The organism is Streptomyces sp. NPDC055749 (assembly GCF_053617235.1).
The window spans coordinates 16,232-38,643 of the sequence record NZ_JBSHFH010000020.1 but is presented as its reverse complement, the minus strand read 5'-3'; the positions used below and the strand labels follow the sequence as shown (position 1 = coordinate 38,643).

The 22,412-nt window shown below is 67.4% G+C and carries 24 protein-coding genes and 4 pseudogenes; 10 read left to right on the top strand and 18 right to left on the bottom strand.

All coding sequences use genetic code 11. The features are described from left to right. The first annotated feature begins 402 nt into the window (after positions 1-402). Positions 403-804, top strand: coding sequence for a hypothetical protein (locus tag ACWGO0_RS17330; RefSeq protein WP_453534884.1), 402 nt, complete (start codon positions 403-405; stop codon positions 802-804). Between the two features lie 280 nt (positions 805-1,084). Continuing rightward, positions 1,085-1,738, top strand: a complete 654-nt coding sequence (locus tag ACWGO0_RS17325; protein WP_453534881.1) for a hypothetical protein — start codon at positions 1,085-1,087, stop codon at positions 1,736-1,738. A gap of 179 nt (positions 1,739-1,917) precedes the next feature. Here ACWGO0_RS17325 and ACWGO0_RS17320 read toward each other — a convergent pair. Continuing rightward, positions 1,918-2,190, bottom strand: a pseudogene (locus ACWGO0_RS17320) (MMPL family transporter); the annotation flags it as partial. Positions 2,191-2,638: 448 nt separating this feature from the next. Further along, positions 2,639-3,067, bottom strand: a complete 429-nt coding sequence (locus tag ACWGO0_RS17315; protein WP_453534878.1) for an ester cyclase — start codon at positions 3,065-3,067, stop codon at positions 2,639-2,641. Between the two features lie 201 nt (positions 3,068-3,268). Between ACWGO0_RS17315 and ACWGO0_RS17310 the strand changes: the two genes are divergently transcribed. From ACWGO0_RS17310 to ACWGO0_RS17290, 5 genes are all read left to right on the top strand, one after another. Further along, on the top strand, positions 3,269-3,688 hold the full coding sequence (locus ACWGO0_RS17310) for a MerR family transcriptional regulator (RefSeq protein ID WP_453534875.1): 420 nt from the start codon (positions 3,269-3,271) through the stop codon (positions 3,686-3,688). A 62-nt stretch (positions 3,689-3,750) separates the two neighbouring features. Then, a complete protein-coding gene (locus ACWGO0_RS17305) occupies positions 3,751-4,020 on the top strand; it encodes a hypothetical protein (RefSeq protein WP_453534872.1) in 270 nt (89 codons plus the stop codon). Further along, positions 4,017-4,664: a hypothetical protein gene (locus ACWGO0_RS17300; protein ID WP_453534869.1), complete on the top strand. Its 648-nt coding sequence runs from the start codon at positions 4,017-4,019 to the stop codon at positions 4,662-4,664. The genes ACWGO0_RS17305 and ACWGO0_RS17300 overlap by 4 nt, the downstream gene beginning before the upstream one ends. Before the next feature lie 42 nt (positions 4,665-4,706). After that, complete coding sequence (locus ACWGO0_RS17295) at positions 4,707-5,240, top strand: Imm21 family immunity protein (RefSeq protein ID WP_453534866.1); 534 nt, start codon at positions 4,707-4,709, stop codon at positions 5,238-5,240. 326 nt (positions 5,241-5,566) lie between these two features. Next, positions 5,567-6,271 (top strand): hypothetical protein, encoded by a 705-nt coding sequence (locus ACWGO0_RS17290; protein ID WP_453534863.1) that lies wholly within the window; start codon positions 5,567-5,569, stop codon positions 6,269-6,271. Between the two features lie 77 nt (positions 6,272-6,348). Here ACWGO0_RS17290 and istB read toward each other — a convergent pair. Next, positions 6,349-7,148 (bottom strand): annotated as a pseudogene (gene istB / locus ACWGO0_RS17285) (IS21-like element helper ATPase IstB). A 595-nt stretch (positions 7,149-7,743) separates the two neighbouring features. On the opposite strand from istB, the gene ACWGO0_RS17280 reads away from it, so the two are divergent. Continuing rightward, positions 7,744-8,124: an FKBP-type peptidyl-prolyl cis-trans isomerase gene (locus ACWGO0_RS17280; RefSeq protein WP_453534860.1), complete on the top strand. Its 381-nt coding sequence runs from the start codon at positions 7,744-7,746 to the stop codon at positions 8,122-8,124. 378 nt (positions 8,125-8,502) lie between these two features. On the opposite strand, the gene ACWGO0_RS17275 is transcribed toward ACWGO0_RS17280, so the two are convergent. Both ACWGO0_RS17275 and ACWGO0_RS17270 read right to left on the bottom strand, forming a co-directional pair. Further along, positions 8,503-9,117, bottom strand: a complete 615-nt coding sequence (locus ACWGO0_RS17275; RefSeq protein ID WP_453534857.1) for a GNAT family N-acetyltransferase — start codon at positions 9,115-9,117, stop codon at positions 8,503-8,505. A 208-nt stretch (positions 9,118-9,325) separates the two neighbouring features. Then, entirely contained in the window at positions 9,326-10,300 is a 975-nt protein-coding gene (locus ACWGO0_RS17270; RefSeq protein WP_453534854.1) for a DMT family transporter, read from the bottom strand. Positions 10,301-10,446: 146 nt separating this feature from the next. On the opposite strand from ACWGO0_RS17270, the gene ACWGO0_RS17265 reads away from it, so the two are divergent. Then, a complete protein-coding gene (locus ACWGO0_RS17265) occupies positions 10,447-11,238 on the top strand; it encodes an AraC family transcriptional regulator (RefSeq protein ID WP_453534851.1) in 792 nt (263 codons plus the stop codon). Here ACWGO0_RS17265 and ACWGO0_RS17260 read toward each other — a convergent pair. Beyond that, a pseudogene (locus ACWGO0_RS17260) lies at positions 11,226-11,339 on the bottom strand (IS5/IS1182 family transposase); the annotation flags it as partial. The gene ACWGO0_RS17265 and the pseudogene ACWGO0_RS17260 sit on opposite strands and share 13 nt — an antisense overlap. Positions 11,340-11,441: 102 nt before the next feature. Beyond that, positions 11,442-11,618, bottom strand: a pseudogene (locus ACWGO0_RS17255) (IS5/IS1182 family transposase); the annotation flags it as partial. A 924-nt stretch (positions 11,619-12,542) separates the two neighbouring features. Here ACWGO0_RS17255 and ACWGO0_RS17250 point away from each other — a divergent pair. Then, positions 12,543-13,421 carry an NAD(P)H-binding protein gene (locus ACWGO0_RS17250; RefSeq protein WP_453534848.1) on the top strand — a complete coding sequence of 293 codons (879 nt, stop codon included), beginning with the start codon at positions 12,543-12,545 and terminating at the stop codon, positions 13,419-13,421. Between the two features lie 489 nt (positions 13,422-13,910). Here ACWGO0_RS17250 and ACWGO0_RS17245 read toward each other — a convergent pair whose 3' ends face one another. The 11 genes from ACWGO0_RS17245 to ACWGO0_RS17195 form a co-directional block, all read right to left on the bottom strand. Further along, entirely contained in the window at positions 13,911-14,627 is a 717-nt protein-coding gene (locus ACWGO0_RS17245; RefSeq protein ID WP_453534845.1) for a class I SAM-dependent methyltransferase, read from the bottom strand. A gap of 571 nt (positions 14,628-15,198) precedes the next feature. Further along, a complete protein-coding gene (locus tag ACWGO0_RS17240) occupies positions 15,199-15,708 on the bottom strand; it encodes a VOC family protein (RefSeq protein ID WP_453534842.1) in 510 nt (169 codons plus the stop codon). After that, positions 15,705-16,064, bottom strand: a complete 360-nt coding sequence (locus tag ACWGO0_RS17235) for a PadR family transcriptional regulator (protein ID WP_453534839.1) — start codon at positions 16,062-16,064, stop codon at positions 15,705-15,707. Before ACWGO0_RS17235 ends, ACWGO0_RS17240 begins: the two co-directional genes overlap by 4 nt. Before the next feature lie 78 nt (positions 16,065-16,142). Further along, a complete protein-coding gene (locus ACWGO0_RS17230) occupies positions 16,143-16,514 on the bottom strand; it encodes a VOC family protein (RefSeq protein WP_453534836.1) in 372 nt (123 codons plus the stop codon). 177 nt (positions 16,515-16,691) lie between these two features. Continuing rightward, positions 16,692-17,144: an SRPBCC family protein gene (locus ACWGO0_RS17225; RefSeq protein ID WP_453534833.1), complete on the bottom strand. Its 453-nt coding sequence runs from the start codon at positions 17,142-17,144 to the stop codon at positions 16,692-16,694. Further along, on the bottom strand, positions 17,141-17,482 hold the full coding sequence (locus tag ACWGO0_RS17220; protein ID WP_453534830.1) for an ArsR/SmtB family transcription factor: 342 nt from the start codon (positions 17,480-17,482) through the stop codon (positions 17,141-17,143). The genes ACWGO0_RS17225 and ACWGO0_RS17220 overlap by 4 nt, the downstream gene beginning before the upstream one ends. A 6-nt stretch (positions 17,483-17,488) precedes the next feature. After that, positions 17,489-17,869: a VOC family protein gene (locus ACWGO0_RS17215; RefSeq protein ID WP_453534827.1), complete on the bottom strand. Its 381-nt coding sequence runs from the start codon at positions 17,867-17,869 to the stop codon at positions 17,489-17,491. A 37-nt stretch (positions 17,870-17,906) separates the two neighbouring features. Further along, positions 17,907-18,749 carry an IS5 family transposase gene (locus tag ACWGO0_RS17210; protein ID WP_453534824.1) on the bottom strand — a complete coding sequence of 281 codons (843 nt, stop codon included), beginning with the start codon at positions 18,747-18,749 and terminating at the stop codon, positions 17,907-17,909. Positions 18,750-18,782: 33 nt separating this feature from the next. Next, positions 18,783-19,196 carry a hypothetical protein gene (locus ACWGO0_RS17205; RefSeq protein ID WP_453534822.1) on the bottom strand — a complete coding sequence of 138 codons (414 nt, stop codon included), beginning with the start codon at positions 19,194-19,196 and terminating at the stop codon, positions 18,783-18,785. A 4-nt stretch (positions 19,197-19,200) separates the two neighbouring features. Then, positions 19,201-20,199, bottom strand: coding sequence for a DUF6192 family protein (locus ACWGO0_RS17200; RefSeq protein WP_453534819.1), 999 nt, complete (start codon positions 20,197-20,199; stop codon positions 19,201-19,203). A gap of 1,238 nt (positions 20,200-21,437) precedes the next feature. Continuing rightward, a complete protein-coding gene (locus ACWGO0_RS17195) occupies positions 21,438-22,373 on the bottom strand; it encodes an SDR family NAD(P)-dependent oxidoreductase (RefSeq protein WP_453534816.1) in 936 nt (311 codons plus the stop codon). Positions 22,374-22,412 lie beyond the last annotated feature (39 nt).

The following is a 22,412-nucleotide window of genomic DNA, read 5'->3' as shown; positions in this document are numbered from 1 at the left end:
CAGAACCCTCAATCATCGACATAGCCACTCTGCGGAGCCTCGGCGGCGCCGGTGTTCCGGACATCGGCGTACGTCCGGGCCCTGACCCCGGCAGCGCCAGGCTCCCGCCGCACAGGGGCAAGGCCGAACACGTCGCCCAGCGCCCCTCCAGCCGTCGACAGGGTTCACGGCAACGGGCCGTGTCGTCGGTACCAGCGGCAGCGCGGAATCCAGCACACTGAAGAACCATCGCGCACCAGCTGCGGATGGCCCGCAGTCCGAACGGCCGCACTCCTGCGGAGAATCCGGTCAAATTCCGTCTCCGCCGTGCGGCGGAGACGGACCCTGCCTGCGAACGATGCCTGGGACACGGGCGTTGACGACGATCAGTGAGTATCCAAACGCCCCACGATCGGAGCCGGCATGTTGAACAGGACCCTGCGCGCCACCGCCCTCCTCGCCCTTGTGGCCGCCGTCACCGCGCCCGTCACCGTCGCCGCGCCCGCCTCGCCCTCGCCGGAGACGGTCGCGCTCTCCTCGCTCAAGGGCGACGCGCATACGGACCATCCCGTCGCGAACCAGGAGCTGCGGGTGTTCGTCAACTCCCGTTCCACGTGCACCGTGGGCAGCATCCCGCAGCACTCCTGGGGCACCTTCCGCATCTCGCACGCGCAGGACGGCAAGCTCTACTGGGGCGAATTCAAGGTCGACTGCCTCACGGCTGGCGGCCCCACCGCCACTGTCACCGGCCGCCTGGTCCGCACCAGCGGCGACCACCCCTGGCTCGCCATGCTGGACCCGCACACCCACATGGCGCGAGTGTGATCTGACCGCGCATCGCAAGCGGGCCGCACGGAAGTCTCCGCGCGGCCCGATCAAGCATCTGGGCAGCAACCTGTACGAAGGAGAGGAGAGCTGGGGAGTCTCCGTCGAGGAGCTCAACAGGGGAAGTAGTCGAGGCGGTGAAGCAGTTCCTGCCCAAGAGGTCGGCGGAAGCGAAGAGTTGGTCGTCCGGTTTCTGTTCGCTGCGGTTTGACCGCCCCTTACGATCCTTCCCGTGCATGCCAGATCCCGAGCTGCCGAAGACCGCCCGTAGGCTTCCTCCATGCAGGCAACTTTGATGATCTACGACGGCACAGCCGCGCCGGATGCAGACGTACCACGTACCGGGGGCGTGCCGCTGGCGCCCGAGGGGTTCATCTGGCCGGTGTGCGGCGACTTCTGCGGAGGGCCGATGCAGTTCTTCGCGCATCTGCCGGTCGAGTACGGCGTCCTGTCGGTGTTCGTGTGCCAGAACGATCCGGGCGCCTGCGAGATGTGGGACGCGAGCTCCGGTGCGAATCGGGTCTTTCTTTTCCCGTCCGCAGGACTGGTACCGGTGGCCGTTCCGGAGAAGGGCGTGACACTGCTGCCCGCAGTCTCGGCGATCACAACCCGGGTCGTGACGCTCGAGCCCGAGGAGGAGGACGACGGCGACGATCTCCCGCCCGACGCATACGACCTCGCCCGTTCAGGGTGGGAGAGGGAGCCCGGCGAGAGGTTCGGGAAGCAGCGCGAGGTGCTCGGATCGCTCGGCGGCAGTCCCTCCTACCTGGAGGACGACCGGTTGCCCGGGTGCCCCTCCTGCTCCGGCACGACGGAATTCGCGGCACACCTGGAAGAGGGGATCGACCGGCAGACCGCGATGAACCTCGGAGGTCAGTTGGGCTACGTCTTCGTTTGCCGCCCCTGCTCCGAGGGCGCCTTCCTCACGGACTGACAACCTTGCTGTCCAGCACGCCCTGGATGCTCATGCCGTGCTGATGGCCTCGCCCGCAGGGCTTGGACCGGCCCGCCCGCCTGATGGGCGGTGTTTGGATGGAACTCTGGCCCGGACCGCGACCCGAAGGCGGTGCCGAAGCTGTTCGAGGACTGGAGACCGAGACCGTGCACCGTGCCGGATATCTTCGTGCCTTTCGGGCCACGGATGACGACGCGTGCCTGCGCGCCCTCCGCGCTCGCTGCGGGGAATCGCTCGTCGAGCAGGTCGAAAGCCTTCTGGGACTCGGTTCCGGGCATCGAGAACGAGTCGGCGGGCGGCGCGGGTGCGGTTGATGCTGCGACACCGGCGCCCATCAGCACAGCTACCCAGAGCAGGACGATGAGTCGGCGGCACCGGAACGCGCGCCGCCCGAGCCGGTAGAGGTGTAGCCACGTGGAACCTCGATTCAAGAGGAGATTTGGGCAGGACGAAGCCCCGGCCGGAGCCCGTCACTCAGTGAGGGCAGCGGACCGCACCGGGGCTTGAGTCACGGGTACGTATGGTGACCAATCTCAGCGCCGATCACGGTTGCGTTGGTTCCCGGGGCACTGCAAGGCATGGGCGATAAGGCGACCTTGCAGAGCAGAGCCGCTGCGACTGCCCGAACTCCTTACGACGCGTCGTCAATCCGGTGCCTGAGGTGGTGGTCCGGGTGGTGGCCTGGACGGTCCCGCACTGTTCGGGCACGAAGTTCTCACGAAGGCTGCTCGACACTCCAAGCACGGCCTCGATCAATCCGTCGGTCACGCCGACCCGGTGGAGCTGGGTGCGCATGGCGTCGTCGGTGATCCTTTCGGCGTTGATCTGCCGGCCTGTGGCGGAGGCAAGAACTTCGGCAGCCTGTCGGCACCGGATGGATCAGTGGTCGGCCGTGGTGGGCGCGATCTGCTGCATGAGGCTGAGCAGGTCAGGCGCGACCCACTCCTCCGCGATCTGGTCTCCTTCGAAGCGGTAGACCTCGACGCTGCGGTACGCGACCGTCCGGCCCGTCGCCTCGAACTCCTGGAAGGCGCCCAGGTGGGTTCCCCGGAAGTTGACCAGCACAGTGACCTTGTCGCCGGCACCGAAGATGTCCTGGACGTCGATCTTCAGGTCGGGGAAGGCGTCCAGCATGATCTTGCTGCCCATGCGCCAGACCTCCCGGCCGTGCAGGGGCTCGGCCACGCCGGGGACGTTCGCAATGAAGTTCTCCGTCAGCAGCTCCTGCGCCGTGTCGAGGTCGCCGTTCTCCACGCACTGGTACGCCCTGCGCATGAGAGCCACGTTCTTGTCGATGGTGGTGGTCATCTCGGTGTCCTTCCGAAGGTGGAGGCCCGGAAACGGTGATTGCTCGGGCCGATGTCCTCCACTGAAGACCATGACGTCGCGGCAAGGTCAAAACGGTCTGTCCGAAGCTGCCCGCGACCGGCGTGACGCGCGCCGTGGGCAGCCGACCGCGCAGAATCCTGTCCTTGACCTTGCAGCGACGTCATGGTTTCCACTGGGCTCATGCGAATCGGCGAAGTCGCCGCCCTGGTCGGGGTCACTCCGCGGGCCGTGCGGCACTACCACCAGCTCGGGCTTCTGCCCGAACCTCTACGGCGCAGCAACGGGTGCCGCGCCTATGGCACGCGGGAAGCTGTCCTGCTCGCCCGGATCCGGCGGCTGACCGCGCACGGACTTGGACTCGACGACTTACGGGACGCCCTCGTGGACACCGAGGGCCATGACGTGAGTGAGGTCTTGAGGGAGCTGGACGCCGCCCTGGCGCGGCAGGAGGTGGTGACGCGGCAGCGCCGGACGACGCTGGCCCCGCTGCTGGTCCAGGCCCAGGGGCCGGGTCCCTGTCTCCTGAGGGACCGGTGTCGCCCGAGCTCGCCGGTCTGCTGGCCGCTCTCGGGGACCTCGACGGCTCACCGATGGCCGTGAAGGACCGCGATCACCGGGCCTTCCTCGACGCCGCGACGCCTCGTGAAAGGCGAGGTGCACTGATGGCGACGCTGCACGGCATGCGGCAGCACGCCGCACAGGTCTACGGCCTGCTCGACGGCCTCGCCGGCCAGCATCCGAACGCCCCGCAGGTCCCCCGTACCGCCGCGGCACTGGAGGCCCTCCTGCCCGACGGCCTGGCAACGCACGTTCCCGGCACAAGCACCCACGGCCTGGCCGACGCCCTTTACGAGGACCCCGACCCGGCCCAGGCCGCGGCCGTGCGCCGCGCCCTCGAATTCTTCAAGCAACGACAGGAAGACCCGGCATGACCACCACACCCCCCACCGCACCGAAGTCCGCCCCCTCACCCGCCCTGCGGTTCCTCGCCCACGAGGGCCGGATCATGGAAAGCCTCATCCGGTGGATCACCCGCCGCCCGCACGGCACCAACGGGGCCGACGCGGTCTTCACTCACGGCCGGGACCAGGCCGCCATGATGTACGGCCTCACCTTCGCCTGCGTGATCGAGACCGTAGCCCTGACCTACCTCCTCGCCAGTTGGCCCGTCATCCACACCATCATGCTGGTCGTGGACGTCTACACCGTCCTGTTCGTCCTCGGCCTGCACGCCGCCTCCCGCACCCGACCACACACCCTCGCCGACCGCACCCTGCGCATCCGGCAGGCCGCCAACGTCGACATCCGCCTCCCTCTCGACCAGATCGCCTCCATCCACCGCGAGACCCGCTACACCCACGAGAAGAAGGACGGCGAACTGAACCTCCCCATCGGCTCCCAGACCTCCATCACCCTCCACCTCACCGAACCCGTCGACGCACCGACATTCCTCGGCGCAGCCCGCCTCGTCACCCTGATCAGGCTGCACGCAGACGACCCGAAGGCACTCCACGACGCCCTCACCCATGCACGAACCACACCCGACCCCACCCCGGAAACAGCCCCACAGCTCTGATACGGAACCGCGCCAATTAGCGCCGTCCCCATACCAGATGCAGTGACACTCCGGACTGAATTGGAAGATCACCAGGTTCGCGGAAGACCCGGACGATGGACAAGTCGTCGGTTCCTTCCTTCTCGACCAGACCGCGAGGCGCCGGGCGCCGGGCGCTGGCCGCCAAGGGCGCGCAACCGGACCGGCTGGGCGGTCCAGCTCGGGACCGCGGTAACCCCGAGGACGTACCCGTTGTGGTGGTCGACGACGACGCCGAGCAGCTGGGCGGCCGCTATCGGCGAGGAGGGCGCGAGGGTGCTTGTCCTCGCAGACGAACCCGCCACCACCTGCTACTTGCCGGAACACCAAGCCTTCGTTCGCTGGCTCGGAGCCGACTCCGAGGTCGGCCTGATCGCCGCGGTCAATGCTGTACTCAACGACCCCACCGCTCAGTGGGAGACGTGCGGTGCCTGGGAAACGGACGGCTCGGCGGTGCTCATGGAGTCTGTCACCGATGGAGCCGAGCTGGAGGTCGAGTACACCAACGGTGCAGGACTGCCGGAACCGGCCACTGTCCCGATATGGCTGCGTCATTGACAACTGACTCCAGGGGTCGCTCAGTTTGACTCCTCTCGGAGGCCTCGGGGACAAGATCCGAATGTGAGAAGTGACTCCACTTTGGACGCGTGAGAGACCCATGCGGTCCCGACATCACCCAATCAAGTTCAGGTGTCGCAGGAAGCGCTTTTCTGTACACAGTGGCGTCTTTCGGCCAGGCCAGTGAATGGTCATCACCGGCGATCACGGACTTTAGGCGTCAAGTCTTCGTGAATACACAAGGCTTGATTGGGAGCCAGATCCTCCGTTTGATCATGAGTACGCATGCTCATGACCATGCCGCTGAGCAGTCATAAGTTGCTCGCATGCCTCGAATCGCATACACCGCAGCCGCCTTCGCGCTGGGCGTGCTCGCCCTCACCGCCTGCTCCAGCAGCCCCGCCGAAACCAAGATCGCCGCGGAGAATGTCGCCTCCGCCCCCGAGGGTGGCGACTCGGACAAGCCGGCGCTTGAATTCATGGAGCTGTCCCTCAAGATCACTGAGGGCTGCCCTCCACTGGACGAGACGAAGACCAGCGATCCTCTCGGGTCCAGTGGCGTCCCGGATGGCCTCAAAGCCTCCTCTGGTATGCCGACCGGCAGCCCCGACGACCGCGTGCCCCTGCCCTCCGACCGCGTCGACTCGCCGACCGCCGACGACCCCGTTCCCTCCATGCCTGACGGTGAACTCCTCGAGCCGGTCACCCTCACCGCGCCCGAGATCTGCTTTGCCGACAAGTTCGCCGCCCACGTCACCGCCGCCCTCAAGGGTGTCGGTGGGAACGCCGCGGAGTTGCGGGCCGCTCTCAAGGGCGCCGGGTACTTCGATGAGCTGATCGTGGACATGAAGCCCGAGGGCGGGTCCCCCCGCGTCCGGATCGACCTGCGTGAGCAGGACACCCGTGTCGCGCTCCAGGTCGTACATATCGGCGCCAGCGGCACCGTCGTGGAGAAGTTCGGCGCACAGAAGGACGCGCCCCTCAAGGACGTCCGCTACATCCCGGAACTGGCCGGCGCACTCGGGCAGTGACACGGTGCCAGCCCGTGGTGACTGGACTAGTTACATGATCCGCCGGACTGGGTCTAGCCTTGTGACCGGGCCAGACGTCAGGTCGTGGCCGCGGCGGCCGATTCGGCGCGGGACTTGGTGATGCCGAGGCGGTAGGAGTCGGTACCGGTCTCGATGATGTTGCCACCGAAGGTGAGGCGGTCCACGATCGCCGCACAAAGTCTGGGGTCGGTGAAGGTTTTCGTCCAGCCTCCAAAGGATTCGTTGGAGGCTATCGCCACAGAGCTCTTCTCCTCACGCTCGGTCAATACCTGGAAGAGGATTTCGGCTCCGCACCGGTCAAGTTCCATATAGCCGAGCTTATCGATACAGAGAAGGTCGACGCGGCCGTAGCGGGCGATGGTCTTGGCGAGGAGTTTCTCATCAGCGGCTTCGACGAGTTCGTTGACGAGTTTCGTCGCGAGGACGTATTTGACCCGGTAGCCGTGCATCGCGGCCTCGGTGCCGAGCGCGATCAGTAAGTGTGATTTCCCGGTCCCCGAGTCGCCGATCAGGAACAGCGGCACGCTCTTCCTGACCAGTCGCAGGAGGCCAGAGTGTGGATCGCGGCCGGGTCGATGGCCGGATTCGCGTCGAAATCAAACGACCTCAGCGACTTATCCCGCGGGAACCCGGCAGCCTTGATACGTAGCTCGGAGCGGCGCCGGGCCCGGTCGTCGCATTCCGACATCAGCAGCTCGGCCAGAAACCCGCGGTAGGTCACCTGGTCCTGTACGGAGGCCGAAGCGAGCTCTGGGTACTGGGCCCGGATGGTGGGCAGTCGGAGCATCCGGCAGGCCTGGTCCACGGCCGTGTCCGCGGCTTCCTCGGTAAGTCCCCGGTTGCCCTTTACGGTCATGATTCCCCCTGTTGGGCGGAAGGACCGGCGTGCCGGCGGCGCAGCCGCAGCAGTTCGTCGTATGCGGCCACTGACGGCAGCGGCCGGGGGGCGGGCGGCAGTGCGGCCAGCCGGCGCGCGGTCAGCGACGTCACCGTCGCCCCGCCCGCCACCGGACGCCAAGTCCGCTCCTGGGGCGGGGTGGGCGCGGCCCGTGTCGGTGTCGGTTGCTGTTCCCGTCGATCGACGATGTGGCGGTGCTGTCGGTCGACGTGAACGACGAGGCGGTACGCGTAGAGGCCCGAAGCACGGTGGCGAGTCCACAACCGTTGTCAGCGCAGGCTGAAGGACCTTCAGCGCCGTGGGCTACCTGTCACCAGGCGGACGCCCAGGGGCAATACCCGGGGATGCGGGGAGCAGGGCCTCGCCGCCATCGAGTACGGGCGCAGCGTACCGATGACGTAGCACGCCCAGTCACGCTGAGCATCGTGCTCCGTGGGGCTTGATGCACTCCAGGAGATCAGCGTTCATGGCAGCATGGTGATCTACTGGATAGAGTGGCGAGGCGTCTGGCTGGTCTGTATGAGGCTCCCAGCGGTGAGCGAATGAGGCTGCAATGAGTGAACTGACGAAGCCCGAGATCGACCTTCCGGAGGGTGACGCTCCCACCGAGCTGACAATCCGCGACCTCGTCGTCGGGGACGGGCTCGAGGCGAAGCCGGGCAGGGTTGTACAGGTTCACTACGTCGGGGTCACCTTCGAGTCCGGAAAGGAATTCGACACCTCCTGGGACCGGGGCCGGACGTTCAAGTTCGCCGTGGGCGGTGGCAAAGTCATCAAGGGCTGGGACCGCGGGGTCAGAGGGATGAAAGTCGGCGGCCGGCGCGAGATCATCGTCCCCCCGCACCTCGGCTACGGCAACCAGTCACCCTCGCCGTTGATCCCGGCGGGCTCGACACTCGTCTTCGTGGTGGACCTGCTCTCCGTCGCAGCCTGAGGCATTCTGCTACCCGGCCTCTCCGCCCGGAACCAAGGCTGGGCAACACCTGCCGGCCGACCGCGCCACCACACCCGTGCACCCGTGCACTCTTCACCCGCAGCCACAGACAGAGCCACGCGCTGGCTGCGACACGCATCGGCCCCCGTGATCCACAAACGGCAGACACTCCGGTAGCGGGCCTGAACTCAACCCGTACCGTTGGCCGACGGCCGGTGTGCTGGCGGCCATGAACCCCGCGAACCGAATCATCCGCGCGGCGACCTCACGTTGCCACCTGTCGTGGTCGCCGGGTCCCGCCCCTTGGTTGCGCAGGTTGTCGTCTATTGACGACCTCGGGAGTCACCTCACGGCTGCGGTCTGGTTTTTGATCTTCGATCAGGTCTCGGACGAGCCCGGACCTCGCATGGCGCCGGTCAGCGGGGCCAGTGCGCACCACCCCATCGTCTCGTACAGGGCTCGGCCTTCCGGCGTCGCGCCCAGCACACCTGCCGTGGCGCCCTGCCCTGCTGCCGTGGTGGTGAGCCTGTGCATCACCAGGCGTCCCAGGCCGCGACGCTGGTGGGCGGGGTCGGTCTCCACCTGGTCGACGACAGCGCTGAGGCCGGTGACGGCGATCTGGCCGCGCGCGGCGAAAGCGCCGTCGGTGGTGCGCACCAGGGCGCGTGTGACGCCGGCACACGTCCAGGTATTCAGCTGGTAGCCGTCAGGTGTTTCGGTCGGGGCTCGGGTGTGGGCGATGGGTAGCGAGGCGGACATCAGGTACCCGGTTCCGCCGGCGAGGTGCCAGCCAGGGGCAAGCCAGGGTTCAAGTGTTTCCGGTGGGACGAGTGCCTTCAACCAGATGCCGGGCGCGGTGGCGTGTTCGGTGATCTTGTGGACGGTCGCTTCGTCTGCGGAGTGAAGGACGTGGCGCATGACGTGTCCGGGGAGGCCGACGTCGATGGTGAAACCCCAGGTACGGGGCATGGGTTCGGCTGCGCCGCGTGACACGGTCCAACCATGGACCCATGCTCGTGCGGCCTCGGCCGTGTTGGCGAAAGGCAAGGTTCCCCCCGAGTAGGTAATAGGCAAACTCTCAGGGTGATTATTACATCAAGAGGTTGAGGCGGATCGCGGCCTGGTCTTCGCTCCTGACGCCACGTTCGCCGCCCCCCCCTGTGGAACAACTGGCGGCGACCAGCGCGATACAGCAGGGGCTTCATGTCGTACTCCGGTGGCGGGGAGTCTCGGTGCCGATGGGTGGCTGTTCGGCAGGGGTGGTCCTTCGCGTCGGAAGTTTGCCCTCGGTGGCGGCGAGGCCGGCTCCGCCGAGCAGGACCACTGAGCCCGTTGCCTGCAGCCAGCCGAAGGTCTCGCCCAGGAGCAACGTGGAGCACAGGGTGTTGACCACGGGGACGGTGAACATCATCAGGGAGGCTCTGGCCGGTCCCACCGCGCCGACCCCGCGGTAATAGAGGAGGTTGGCGACGGCTGCGGCTCCGACGGCGAGGTACACGGTGTTCAGCCAGACTCCGGCCGGCAACGCGCTCCATGGGACCTGCGCCAGATCGGGAGCGGCGAGTGCGGCCAGCAGCAACGCGCCCGCGCAGGTGCCGTAGGTCGTGGCCCGCAGCGGATCGACGGCGGAGAGGACCCGGGGGCCCAGAAGCGTGTAGCCGGCCCAGCAGATGGCGCTGAGCAGGAACAGCGCATCGCCCCACAGTCTGGACGAGCCGCCCTGCGTGCTGCCTCCGACGCCGATGAAGAAGATGACGGCCCCGATCAGGCCGAGGAGGAGGCCAGTGGCCCGGGCGGCGCCGGCTCGCTCCTTGCCGGTGAGCACCAGGGCGGCGCTGGTCAGTACGGGGCTCATGACGGGGATGAGGATGCCGGCGTCGAGAGAGGGAGCCAGTGACAGGCCCCAGAAGAAGAAGCCGTTGTAGGCGAAGACGCCGAGCACGCCGACCGCTGCGGCGCGCCACCCGTTGCGGGCCGAGACCCGCGTACTGCGGTTGCCGAACAGCCAGATGGCGATGAGCAGTGCCAGGGCGCCGCCGCCGAAGCGCAGGACCGCTCCCACTGCGGGCGGCACATGGCCGACGACTGATTTGGAGCTGGAGAAGGCACTGCCCCAAAGCATCATGGTCAGCAGAAGTTGCAGGTAGGGGTTGCTCGTCGCCGCCTTTGCTCGCATGTCGTTGATTCAACCGGTGGGATTCCGGGCTGGCTTGAACGCTGGTGCGGCACGATGGGGTCATGGGGGCGAAGAGCGGAACCGGGTGCGGGCCGGCGAGCGGGTGGGCCCGTTACTGGCGCGACGGCTCCCGTCCGCTGGAAGCGATGCATGCGCATTTTTTCGAGCACGTCTACGCGCCGCACAGTCACGACACGTACTCCTTCGGCATCACGGATGTGGGGGCGCAGGCGTTCCGCTGCCGTGGAGCGGACCACACCAGTGGGGCGGGCATGGTCATGGCCTTCAACCCCGACGAGGTGCACGACGGCCGTGCGGCGGCCGAGCTGGGTTATCAGTACCGCATCGTGCACATCGGGCCTTCTGTGGTGCGCGAGGTGCTCGCCGACGCCACCGACCGGCACACCGGTGCCATGCCGCTGTTCATGCAGCCCGTCCTGATCGATCCGGTCCTGACCGGCACGCTGTCCAGGCTGCACGCCGCGTTGGCCGAGGGCACGGACGCTCTGGTCCGCGAGGAGCTCCTGACCGCGGCCGTCCTGGCCATGGCGGAACGCGGCGCAACGCGCGCTCCGCGGGTGCGGACCTTGGCGGGCCAGGCACGGTTGCGGGCCGCATGCCGCGCCCGTGCCCTCCTCGACGAGGCGTTTCTCGAACCGCTCGCGGCGAACGACCTGTCCGCGGTTGCGGGATGCAGTCGGTTCGCGCTGTACCGCGCCTTCCACGAGGAGTACGGCATGGCGCCCAGCGCCTATCAGCGCCTGCTCCGCCTGCGCCACGCCCGCGGCCTTCTTGCCGACGGTCTGGCACCGGCGGACGCTGCCACGTCCGCCGGCTTCTCGGACCAGGCGCACTTCAACCGCTGGTTCAAGCGCGCCTACGGCATCACTCCGGGCATTTTCAGGATCTCGACGTCGACACAGAGGCGAGTGCCGTGATCGGCGACCTGGTCCAGGAGGGCGACGCCCGTGGCGTTTTCGTGCGTGTTCGCGGCGAGGATCGTCTCGGCGATGACCAGGCCCAATACGCCAACGGCGAGTCGGTGGGACGTCAGGGGTGCCGAAGGGCGCGTGCTCAGCGAACTTCTGGGCCCCTACCCGGGCGCTACGGACTTCTGAGCGGGCCCTCCTTCAGTACGGAGTCAGAGGTGGATAGCGGCGACGGTCACCGTGCCGTGGAAGACGTAGGCCCCCTTCTCCTCGTAACGGGTCGCGATGGCGCAGAAGATCTTGAGCCAGTTAATCGTGCGTTCCACTTCGATGCGGCTGCGGGAGATCATTTTGTCGAAGGCGACCGGTCGGCCACCCTTACGACCTCGTGCGTGGTGAGCGTGAGGACGTGCGGGCCTGCACGGTTGTTTTGTGGATCATGTTCGTGTGGCGGACGGAGTGAGGGCTTTCGAGGTCGGTGTTGTCTGCTGGTCGGTGAGGAGTCCGGCAACGGCGTGGATGGTGTCGGGCAGGTTTTCGCGTCGGCCGTGGTGTCTGGCCAGAGAGCGCCAGTTCTTGAGGTGCGCGATGCCGTGCTCGACGGGGGGATCCGGGCTTGTGAGTGGCGAAGCGGGCTTTTCGTGGTGGGTCACGAGCCATTGCAGGTGCTCGAGGTGCTCGAGCTGCGCTGTCGACGGAGTGCCGGGCCCAGTTTCCGTCGGTCAGGGCCGCCGCGAAGGCAAGGGCCGGTGAGTTGTCGTAGGCGCTGATGGGGTAGCGGGCGGCGACGACGGAGGCTTGCTCCTTGCCGAACTCCTGCTCCAGGTGGGCGTGGTAGTCGGCCTGGTCGATCTGCGCGTCCGGGTCGCCGGTGGCGGCCTTCTTGGGCAGCTCAAGGCAGTCAAACTGCATCTGGCCGTCGAGCAGCGCCAAAAGCCCATGTCGATCGGGGTGACCGCTGGGCAGCGCGGGGACTCGCGGCAGTTCCCGCGGCGGCCGACCGTCGCGTTTCGACCCCTTCGACTACCGGGAGCGTCATGCGGTCGAGTGCGGGATCAACCGCCTCAAGGGGCCTCGCGTCGTCGCCACGAGATACGACAAGCTCGCGGTCCGCTACGAGGCGACCGTGCTCATCGCGGCTATCAACGAGTGGCTGTGACGCTCGGGCCGTCACACCGGGGATCCGCGTTCCACCACCGCGGGCAGATCGCTGGTTGAAGCAGGACCCGAAGGTCACTCCGGCCGGCGCTTGACCTAAACCTTGGTTGATGTATGAGAGTCGTGTCATCGAACGGCGAGACGAGGAGATTCCGATGACACAGCCCAGGATCTTGGTGACCGGCGCGACTGGAAAGGTCGGCGGCGCGGTGGTGTCCCAACTGCACGCGGCGGGCGTGCCCGTGCGGGCGCTGGTGCGAGGGGAGGCGGACTTCCCGGAGGGTGTGCAGGCAGTGCGCGGCGATCTCGGTGATCCCGCTTCGCTGGGCACGGCTCTGGAGGGCGTCGATTCGGTCTTCCTGGTGTGGCCGTTCCTGAGCGCTGAGGGCGCGTCGGACGTGATCGATGCGATCGGGAAGCACGCTCGACGGGTGGTGTACCTGTCATCTGCCGGGGTTGGGAGCGAGGAGGAGAAGCCCGGCGAGGCGATCACCATGTTCCACACGGAGCTGGAGCGGCTGATCGAGGCATCGGGCCTGGAGTGGACGGCGCTGCGGCCCACCGGGTTCGCGAGCAACACCCTGGGCTGGGCGGAGGAGGTCCGCACCACGGGTGCCGTACGGGCGCCGCTGGCAAGGCTGGCCCGCCCGCTGATCCACGAGGCGGACATGGCTGCGGTCGCTGTTCAGGCGCTGACGACCGACGCCCTGCTGGGCTCCCGCCCCCTGATCACCGGCCCCGAACTGATCACCCAGGAACAGCAGGTGGCCCTGATCAGCGAGGCGATCGGGCGACCGGTGCGGTTCGAGGAGATCGCGCTGGACGAGGCCGCCGAGCAGATGAAGGCCGCAGGCTACCCGGCAGAGCTGGTGGAGGCCGTGTTGCCGGCCCAGGCGGAGATGATCGACAACCCGGAGCCGGTCAACGATGAGGTGGAGCGCATCACGGGAACCCCTGCCCGATCCTTCCAGGAGTGGGCGGTGGACCACTCGGCGGACTTCCGCAGAGAGGGACGTCAATACACGTTGACGTAGACGATCGAAGCACCGGATCTCGGCTCCGTCGCCCACACGCTTTACGCCGAGGTCGAGCCTCCCTGCTCTGGGAAGCTCCGAGCGGTTGAACCGTGCAGGTCGGGCGGCCATCTCATGGCCAGCGTGTGCCGTCACTCAGAAGATCCGCACCCATCCCAGAAAGTCGTCAGATCGCGCAGGAGGCGATTGCCCGCGCGCTGGGCGTCGGCCACGCCGAGCCATTCGGAACGTCCGAGGGAGTGACGCGTTCGGAGTGGTCGCAGGGCTTGCTGAGGGCCGCACGGGACCGACTGTACGAGGCGGCGAGTCTGCCCTGTTGTCGCTCCGACTGAAGGTGATTATGCGGGGGCCATCAGGGCGTCATCCGACACAACCGGGTGTGGGCACCTCTCTTGCTGGCCTCGGACCTACCGGCCTCTGTCGTGAGCGAACGGTGCACCGTTCCGAGGGCTGCGTCTATATGGAAAGGCGTGAGAGCCGCCCGATTCGTCACGTCAAACGTCCGGAAGCCATGTCGCGCGGAGTCCTTCGCGCCCGGATGAGCTGGACAACGACAGGGTTGTCGTCGTCCGGCGGGCGCAGGAGATCGATGGAGGCCACGGTGAAGTCGTGGTCCACGAGGAGCCGGGTCCAGCACTCTGGTGTGAGGACCCACATTCGCACTGGAATGGGCTCCTGGTCTTTGAGGCGGACCATCGCAGACCGTGACTTCACCCTGTCGAACGGCCCTCCGGTATCGGGGCTTGTGTGGAGGGCGCAGAACACGAGCCTGGCGCTGTCTACGAGTGCGTCCCGCAGTGCGGGCAGGATCAGTTGGGGGTTGGTGCAGGCGAGGGTGTTGATGGCGTACGCGACGTCGTAGCCGTTCTCCTGCCGGAGGTGGTCGACGACGTCGCTGTGCACGAACCGGACCCGAGGCTCGTCGCCGAAGTGACTGATGGCGCGTTGGTGCTGGGTGGGGGACAGTTCTACGGCGTCTACGAATGCTCCGTGGGCGCGGGCGAGATGAACGGCGTGGTGACCGGGCCCGGATCCGATGTCGAGTACCCGTTGCCCTTCAAGCGGCCCAAGGACCTCGTCGCCGGGGCCGACACCTTCCCAGAAACACCATCGGAGCTGCTCGGGGACGGGCGGCATGTAGCCCCGCGAAATCTGCATCCGTCCGTACTGGGACCAGGTCTCCTTGACTGCTTCCTGTTCACTCAAGTTCATTCTCCAGCTTGGGTATTGGGCATCGTTAGCCGAGAAACGCCTCGCGCCCCGCACGCGCCTGGATGAACTGCCCTTAGAGAGTGAAGTCCATCCGGTTCCAGTGGAACAGGATGTGTCGGGCCAGGATGCTGGGTTCGCCGCAGCCCTCCACGAGTTGTCCGAGACCTGAGTGAGTGTTTGGGAACTGTTGCCGCCGGCTGAGCCGTGTGGGTGGTGAGGTCTGGGCGTGCTGAAGCGGGCCCTGTCCCGCCGGGTTGGCGGGTCTGGGCCCGAGAGTGAGAGTCAGGACGCTAGGTCAGGCCGGTGCCACATCTGGTCGAGAACGCTTTCGAGGCTCCGCATCACATGTGACCTCCAGCCGCCGCCCATAATGGTTCGTGGCGCAAGACGACCCCGACGCGATGACTTCGAACCCGGACCCGGCGGCGACCTCCCCCATCTCGTGGACCGGGGTGCTCGATGCGAGCACGCCCGACATCCGGCAGTTTGCACGCGAGGTACAGGACACGGTACGGGCGGCGTTGAGGGTGGACGAGCCGGGGCGTGTCACCAGCCGCGAAGGACTCTACTGATTCCCTGGTACTGCCGCGTCGCCTGGGCTGTCTGGGTTTCCGTGGGTGTGTGACCACTCGTCGTAGCGCTGACGCATGTCTGTTGAGGAGAGGTCCTGGCGGCGGGTGCTGAGCGCCCACCGGTGGCCGGCCGGGTCCTGGAACTGTGCGTAGCGGTCGCCCCAGAAGGCATCGCTGGGTGCCATCAGCGTGGCTGCTCCGGCGGCCAGGGCTGCGGCGTAGGTGGAGTCGGTGTCGGGGACGAACACCTGGAGCAGGACGGTGGTGGGCGCGTCGGCTGCCGGTGCCCGGACGCCCATGTCGGGGAATTCCTCCATGAGGAGCATGCGGCCGCCGGCGAGGAGGAGTTCGCAGTGCCAGGTGCGTCCGTCTGGCCCGGTGCTGCGGGTGAGTTCGTCGGCGCCGAAGACGTCCCGGTAGAAGGTGATCGCCGCGGTCGCGTCGGCGACGACGAGGTGGGGGGTGACCCCTTGGAACTCTTCGGGGACCGGGTCGGCGGTCATGGAACCTCCTGGTTCGGTGAATCGGTGGGGTGGGCGAGGCCGCGGCCTGCGGCCGCGTTGACCAGGATGGACAGCCTGGCCGCCTCTCGCTGGGCGGCCAGACGGCCGGCGGAGGTGAGCCGGTAGCTACGGCGGCGCTCGTCGCCGCCGGCGGCCGGATCGTCGTGAAGCTCTTCGATCAGCCCGTCGACTCGCATGCGCTGGAGCGAGCGGTAGAGCGTGCCTGCACCGAGCCGGACCACGCCCTGCGTCAGTTCCTCGACCTCGTGAATGAGGGCGTAGCCGTGCCGTGGGCCCTCAGCCAGGGCGACGGCCAGGGCGAAGACCGCCGGTGTCAGTACTGGTGATGTCCCCATCATTCCTCCCCCTATTCACAGGGGCGGCTACCCGAAGCGCTGCTGTGTGTTGCCGCCTGCGCACCGCGTCCTGGCGCGTCACTTCACCTGAGAGATCATGATCTTGTAGCCGTCGGGGGCGCTGACGAGCATGTAGGAGCCACAGGGTTCGATGACCGGGTCGCTGACCTCGGCGCCCTTGGCCTGCAGCTCGGCGTGCGTTGTCGTGATGTCGTCGCAGCACAGGTTGAACGCGGGGCCGGTCTTGGGGTCGGGAACCATGTCGAAGTCCGCCCCCTTGCTGAGCACGATGTGGGTGCGCTCGCCCGGCAGGGACATCTCAAGCCACCGCTTGCCGGGTGCCATTTCTGCGTCCGTGTGCGTGGTGAAGCCGAGTGTGTCGACGAAGAACCGCTGGGCCTCGTCCTGGTCGGTGACGACGAGACTGGCGAAGGCGACGTGCGTGATCATGAGTGGTTTCTCCTTCACTGCATGAGTAGATTCACCATGACTATAACCACAGTGGTTATAGTCGGCAAACTGACTGAGCGGTGTGGCTGGTGAGGGGGAATGCTGAAGTGGGCCCTGCCCGGCCGAGGTTGGCGGGGCAGGGCCCGAGAGTGACGGGTCGAGACGCTGGGGTCGGAGTCACATCTGGTTGAGGACGCTTTCGAGGCTGCGCATCACATGTGACCTCCAGCCGCCGCCCATGATGGTGCGGGCGCGCTGCTGGGCGGGGTTATCCGGGTCGAAGCCCTCGTGAGTGAGGAACAGGCGGGTGCCGGTGCCTTCTGGCGCCAGTGTCCAGGTGATCGTCCAGTCCGCGCCGCTCTCGGCTGTCGGGTCGGCCTCCTGCCAGCCGATGCGGAGCATCTTCGTGGTCTCGAAGCCCAGCACTTCGGCTTGGACCGTGCCGGAGAACCCTGTGACGGGAACCGGGGCGACCTGCATGGTGTAGCGGTGACCGACCTGGAGCTGGAAGTCGCCGGGCATCATCCACTTGGCGATCAGTTCGGGTTCGGTCAGCGCCCGCCAGACCTTGGCGGGAGGGTGCGGCAGGAACTGATCAACGTGGATCGTGGTGAGGTCGTCATCGGTCATGACTCATCGTCGTCCATCTCATCGAGGACGTTGCCGAGCGCCGCGAGCTTGTCGCGCCAGAACCGCTCGAACGGATGGAGCCACTCCTGGACCTCGTGCAAGGGGACCGCCTCTAGCCGGTAAAGCCGTTGCCGGCCCGCCCGTTGCTCGCTGACCAGCCCCGCATCCCGCAGCACCTTCAGGTGCTCGGAGAAGCTCGGGCGGGCCATGTCGAAGTGACCTGCGAGGTCGGTGACGGGCTGCGGTCCCTGCTCACGCAGGAGTCGCAGCACTTCCCGGCGCACCGGGCTGGCCAGTGCCCCGAATATCTGGTCGCCGGGTGCCTGGACGGTGCGCATCGCGGGTCAGGCGCCAGTGGGCAGGGGGGAGGAGAGGGTGAAGCTGTTGCCGTCCGGGTCGGTGATGTCGGCCTGGTGGCGGCCCCAGGGCATCTTGTTCGGGCCGCTCACGGAGACCCCGGCCTTGGTCAGGGCGGCGCAGTCTGCCTCGATGTCGGAGGTTTCGAGCATGATGCCCTTCGCGCTGCCGAGGGCGAAGCCGCCCTTGCCGGCCTGGACGAGGGTGAAGCTGGTCTGCGCGCCCTTGGGGCCGACCTGGATCCAGCGCTGCGGGCCTGCCTGCTGGTCGATGAGCAGCTCGAAGCCGAGGGTGTTGACGTAGAAGTCCTTGGCCTTCTCCTGGTCGGAGACGGGAACGGTGACGAATGTGGCGTGCGTGATGTTCATGCCCAAACTATACGTAGGAAAATTCCTACCCGTCAATTCAGGGCTTCTGCGTCCAGTCGGCGCGAGGGCCTTTACGGGTCAGGCGCCTGGTCATGAGGGTGATGAGCGCCCAGGTCAGGTGTGCTTCGGAGTGTTGCGGCAGGCGCTCGTAGTCACGAACGTTGCGGCGGGCCTTCATGATCCAGCCGAGGGTTCGTTCGACTTTCCAGCGTCGGGGCAGGATGACGAATCCCTTCGCGCCGCGGGGGCGGGAGACGGTCTTGAGGGTCATGCGGAGGAAGTCGTCGGACCAGTTCACGAGCTGGCCGGCGTAGGCGGAGTCGGCCCAGACCTGGGTGATCTGCGGTTGCATGACGCGCAGGCGCCAGAGGAGTTCTCGGGCGGCGTCGCGGTCGGTCATGTCGGCGGGCGTCACCGTGATCATCACGGGGAGGCCGAGGGTGTCGACTGCGATGTGTCTTTTGCGTCCGTTGATTTTCTTCGCTGCGTCGAAGCCGCGGGTGGCCTTGGAGACGGTGTCGGCGCCTTTGACGGACTGGGAGTCGACGATCAATGTGACGGGCCAGGGGCATCGCCCCTGGCCAGTGCGGATCTGTCGGCGGAGCTGGTCACGGATGAAGCCGACGACTCCGGCCCGGTTCCAGCGCCAGAAGTGGTAGTAGACGGTCTGCCAGGGCGGGTAGTCGGCGGGCAGGGCCCGCCACTTGACGCCGTTGTCGACGACGTAGCGGATCGCGTCGACGATCTCGCGGCGGTGCCACTTCTCCGGCCGGCCGCCGGTCTTGAGCTGGCAGGCCGGGACCGGCAGAAGCGGTTCGATCAGCGCCCACTCGGCAGGGGTGGTGTCGGAGGGGTAGCGGCGACGGCGGGGCGGCGGCATGGCGGGTCCCGGGCTGGGGCGGGAGGTTCGGGGCTATTTGGCGAGCTGGGCCAGTGTTGCTCTGACGCCCGTGAGCTGTGCGGCTGCGACCTGGGCCCATTCGTCGTCGGGGTAGCGGACCAGTTGCGGGTCGAGGGTCCCCGTGATCATCCGGGTGAGCCGGCCGAGGATCTGCCGGAACTGCCGCTTCTCGTACTCGATCCAGTCCGCGGGTTCCTCGGAGAAGAGGTAGCCGTCGCGGTGGCGCCAGATGATCGGGGTGAGGTGTTCGGCGGCGCCGACGTCCCGCAGGTGCCGGACTCCGCGGGCGACCTGCCAGGGGGTGAGGCGGGTGGCTGCGACCAGCTGCCGTGTCTGCAGGCCCGAGGGCCTGGCTTCCATGAGGGCGACGCGGACCAGGTCGCCGTAGTGCTCGCTCAGCGGTCGTGCATGCCGGCGGCGGCTCACGGGTCTACTCGCCCTTGAGGAGCTGGGCGAGTTGCTCGTCCAAGGTGAACTGGCCGGTGTCGATCGCGGCCTCCAGCCAGTCGGCCGCGGCCCTGACCTTGGAAATCCCGCGGCGGACGGTCTCGCGTTCGTCCTCGCTGAATTCCTGGTCACGCATCCGCGGGACCAGCCGGCCGAGGGTGGCGACGTAGCTGTGACAGGACCCGACCAGGTCCAGGTACTCGATGGTGTGCTCGATCTGGCGGACCGCCGGGGTGCGTTCGCGGACGCGTTCGCGGACCTCGTTGGAGTTGTCGAACTGGGCTCGGTTGACCAGGAAGCGGGCGGTGTCGTCCCGCATCGTCTCCCGGGCGACCGCGGGCCTGCGCAGGAGCTCGGTGGTCACCGACTTGGCGACCTCGTCGTCCCGGGTCAGTTCCTGGACGACTCGGACCCGGTCGGCCGGCGCGACCTCGGCCGCGGCCGCCGGCCTGCGCAGCAGTTCGGCCGCGACTTTGGCCGCAACCTCGTCGTCCCGGGTCAGGTCGGTGACCGCCTGGACCTTCTCTTCCACGCTGACCGGGCGATCGACGCGCTGCCCCACCAGGCGTTTCGCCCCGTCGATGGTCCACCACCGCTGCCCGGACCGGTTGAACGGCGGGTCCTCGATCTGGGCCCACCGCTCGCCCTCCTCGCTGATCGAGGCCAGGACCCGGTGAACGCTGAACGCGACGCCGTCCTTGCGCTTGCCCTTTGGCCAGCGGGAGGCGACCCAACGCCAGTCCTTCACCGTCGAGGCCGCCACCCCGATGTCGTCCGCGAACATTGCCAGGGACTCCTCGACGGTGAACAGGTCGTCGGTCCCGTTCGGCATCGACCCTCCCATTGGCCTCATTGGCTCGATCTCCAACGCCTTGTCGCCCAGGCCGAACTGGGCCCGGGCGACCTGCGCGACCAGCTCGCGGGCCTCGGCAACGATCTGCTCGTAACGCGACCGGGTAAGGTTCCCAACTCGTTCTGCCATGCGTTTCCACCGCCCTCACCCCGGGCCGTACCGGGCCACCAGACGGTGGCCAACAGGGGACTCCAGCCCAGGTCAGAACCAGAATGAAGCGTCCATGGCTGATGGCGGCAGGCGCAGGCCGGGGGCGCGCGATGCGCCCGGAACCCAGGCTCCACCACCTCTGCGGAACACCAGATCCAGCCGCGCCAAACGGGACATGGGAGGCGTTCGGCTATGACGTCACCGTGACGTCATCCGGTGACGCTTTCTCCGCCAAGCCCTCGTGCGGCACCGCGGCGAACAGAACACCGCCGACCGCCGGCGCTCGACCCCCACCGTCCATCCCCGGCCGCAGACCGGACAGACAACCTCGTCCCCACGCTGCATCGCAGCCACCCGCCGCCGGGCGTGCTCCAGCATCCTCCACCGCCTGGACCTGCACCTACCCGAACAGAACACCGCTGCCGCCGACTTCGTCGTCGGCAGCGGAACACCACACTCCCGGCAGTACCGCCGGGCCATTCCACCGGACGCCACGAGCCCCATGGTCCAGCCGTACAGACCTCCTGACCAGAGATCTCAAACACTCACTGAAGCCGGGCGTGCGCCTCATGGCAGTTGCCGGTGGTCGAGCATGCGGTGCGCGAGGGCGAGACGTCAGCGATCTGTGCCACCTCGTCCTGCGCCAGCTCGCTGTGGCCTGTGCTTATCAGCCCTTGGACTCGTTGTAGGCGGGTGTGGAGGGCGTAGGGGTGACCGTGCCCGAGGATCCTGCTGCGTTCAGCTACCAGCTGCGCGAACACGGCGGTTGCTTCATGCGCCCGGCTTCTGAAACCCGCCGCATCCTCACCGGCCCGCCCTCGCTGAGTGAAACTGCTCCGTGCGGCTGAGCCGGCGGGGCTACGCGTTCAGCCGTCTCCAGCCAGTCGGTGCACCAGAGTCTCAACATGATCGGGGTCCCGGCCGCTGCTGCCTGTGCGCGCAGCGGCGACCGGGTGGCCCAACGGATCTTGATCCGCGTACGAGAGCGCACCCGGGTTCGTAGACCGACGTGAGCCGCGTCGCCTTCTCTGTCGAGTTCAGCGTGTCGAGCTGAGATTGGCGTCAGGAATCCGTGCCGCCGTCGCGACGCGGAGAAAGCTGCGAGGTGTGAAGCGAGTCCCGTCGAGTGGCCCGGTCGCGTTGTCCGAGCGGTTCTTCGCCCGGATGAGCTGGTGCCGGCGGGTCGGCGGATCGCTGCAAAGGTCGACGGTCCAACCTCAGCTACTGCTCGGCTGGATCATTTTCCGGCCCGTGGTGCTTCCGCCGTCCACGGTGACCGAGGCACCCGTCATGTACGGGAAGTCGTCGGACGCGAGCCCGAGCACTGCGCGTGCGATCTCCTCGGCGTCGGCCATACGTTCGAGACCATCGACGTTGAGCGGCCCCCATGCCTGCTTGTACTTGGCCCATTGCGCGTCCGGGATTCCCGGCGGGCGGACGAAGGGGGTGTCGGTGGTGCCGGGCAGCAGGGCGTTGAGCCTGATTCCCTTGGGTCCGTACGCGAGCGCTGCGGACTTCACTATGCCCTGCACCGCCCGCTTGCTTGCGGTGTAGGCGGCGCTGTTCGGCCGCGCCTGTTCGGCCGCTGACGACGAGGTACAGATGATGACGCCGCGCTGCACCCTGAGCATGTGCGGGATCTCGTACTTGATCGCGAGGAACACGCCTCGGGCGTTGGTGGCCTGGACGTCATCCCACTCCTCGACGCTCATCTCATGGGGTACTTTGCCGCCGCCGATGCCGGCGTTGTTGAAGGCCACGTCGATGCCGCCGTAACGGCTCGCGACCCGGTCCACGAAGCTCTGTACCTGGGCGGCTATCCGGACATCGGCCTGGATGTACGTGGCTTCGCCGCCCGCGTCCCGTATCTCCCGTTCCACCTGGCGCCCCAAGTCGGCTCGCCTGCCACAGAATCCGACATGAGCGCCTTCCCCGGCGAACGCCTTCGCCGCCGCCCTGCCGATACCCGATGTAGCACCCGTGATAAGCACAGACTTTCCCTGGAAGCGGCCGGCCTTGCGGGACCTGGACTGGGCGCCGACCGCATGGGCGGAGGTGCCGAAGGCCGCGCTCGCCAGGCCCAGAGCGGCAGCACCACCGAGGAGGGACCGCCGTCCCATGGCCGCGGAATTCGCACTCGTGTTGGTACTCATGTCGGTGTTCGTATTCGTATCCATGACGAGCACACTGGC

Excerpts from the sequence above, each read along its gene's own strand:
- ACWGO0_RS17325 (WP_453534881.1), top strand. The coding sequence starts at position 1,085 with ATGCAGGCAACTTTGATGATCTACGACGGCACAGCCGCGCCGGATGCA.
- ACWGO0_RS17290 (WP_453534863.1), top strand. The coding sequence starts at position 5,567 with ATGCCTCGAATCGCATACACCGCAGCCGCCTTCGCGCTGGGCGTGCTC.
- ACWGO0_RS17280 (WP_453534860.1), top strand. The coding sequence starts at position 7,744 with ATGAGTGAACTGACGAAGCCCGAGATCGACCTTCCGGAGGGTGACGCT.
- ACWGO0_RS17315 (WP_453534878.1), bottom strand. The coding sequence starts at position 3,067 with ATGACCACCACCATCGACAAGAACGTGGCTCTCATGCGCAGGGCGTAC.
- ACWGO0_RS17215 (WP_453534827.1), bottom strand. The coding sequence starts at position 17,869 with ATGAACATCACGCACGCCACATTCGTCACCGTTCCCGTCTCCGACCAG.
- ACWGO0_RS17225 (WP_453534833.1), bottom strand. The coding sequence starts at position 17,144 with ATGACCGATGACGACCTCACCACGATCCACGTTGATCAGTTCCTGCCG.
- ACWGO0_RS17265 (WP_453534851.1), top strand. The coding sequence starts at position 10,447 with ATGCATGCGCATTTTTTCGAGCACGTCTACGCGCCGCACAGTCACGAC.
- ACWGO0_RS17235 (WP_453534839.1), bottom strand. The coding sequence starts at position 16,064 with ATGGGGACATCACCAGTACTGACACCGGCGGTCTTCGCCCTGGCCGTC.
- ACWGO0_RS17270 (WP_453534854.1), bottom strand. The coding sequence starts at position 10,300 with ATGCGAGCAAAGGCGGCGACGAGCAACCCCTACCTGCAACTTCTGCTG.
- ACWGO0_RS17210 (WP_453534824.1), bottom strand. The coding sequence starts at position 18,749 with ATGCCGCCGCCCCGCCGTCGCCGCTACCCCTCCGACACCACCCCTGCC.
- ACWGO0_RS17230 (WP_453534836.1), bottom strand. The coding sequence starts at position 16,514 with ATGATCACGCACGTCGCCTTCGCCAGTCTCGTCGTCACCGACCAGGAC.
- ACWGO0_RS17300 (WP_453534869.1), top strand. The coding sequence starts at position 4,017 with ATGACCACCACACCCCCCACCGCACCGAAGTCCGCCCCCTCACCCGCC.
- ACWGO0_RS17220 (WP_453534830.1), bottom strand. The coding sequence starts at position 17,482 with ATGCGCACCGTCCAGGCACCCGGCGACCAGATATTCGGGGCACTGGCC.
- ACWGO0_RS17240 (WP_453534842.1), bottom strand. The coding sequence starts at position 15,708 with ATGACCGCCGACCCGGTCCCCGAAGAGTTCCAAGGGGTCACCCCCCAC.
- ACWGO0_RS17305 (WP_453534872.1), top strand. The coding sequence starts at position 3,751 with ATGGCGACGCTGCACGGCATGCGGCAGCACGCCGCACAGGTCTACGGC.
- ACWGO0_RS17200 (WP_453534819.1), bottom strand. The coding sequence starts at position 20,199 with ATGGCAGAACGAGTTGGGAACCTTACCCGGTCGCGTTACGAGCAGATC.
- ACWGO0_RS17310 (WP_453534875.1), top strand. The coding sequence starts at position 3,269 with ATGCGAATCGGCGAAGTCGCCGCCCTGGTCGGGGTCACTCCGCGGGCC.
- ACWGO0_RS17250 (WP_453534848.1), top strand. The coding sequence starts at position 12,543 with ATGACACAGCCCAGGATCTTGGTGACCGGCGCGACTGGAAAGGTCGGC.
- ACWGO0_RS17195 (WP_453534816.1), bottom strand. The coding sequence starts at position 22,373 with ATGAGTACCAACACGAGTGCGAATTCCGCGGCCATGGGACGGCGGTCC.
- ACWGO0_RS17330 (WP_453534884.1), top strand. The coding sequence starts at position 403 with ATGTTGAACAGGACCCTGCGCGCCACCGCCCTCCTCGCCCTTGTGGCC.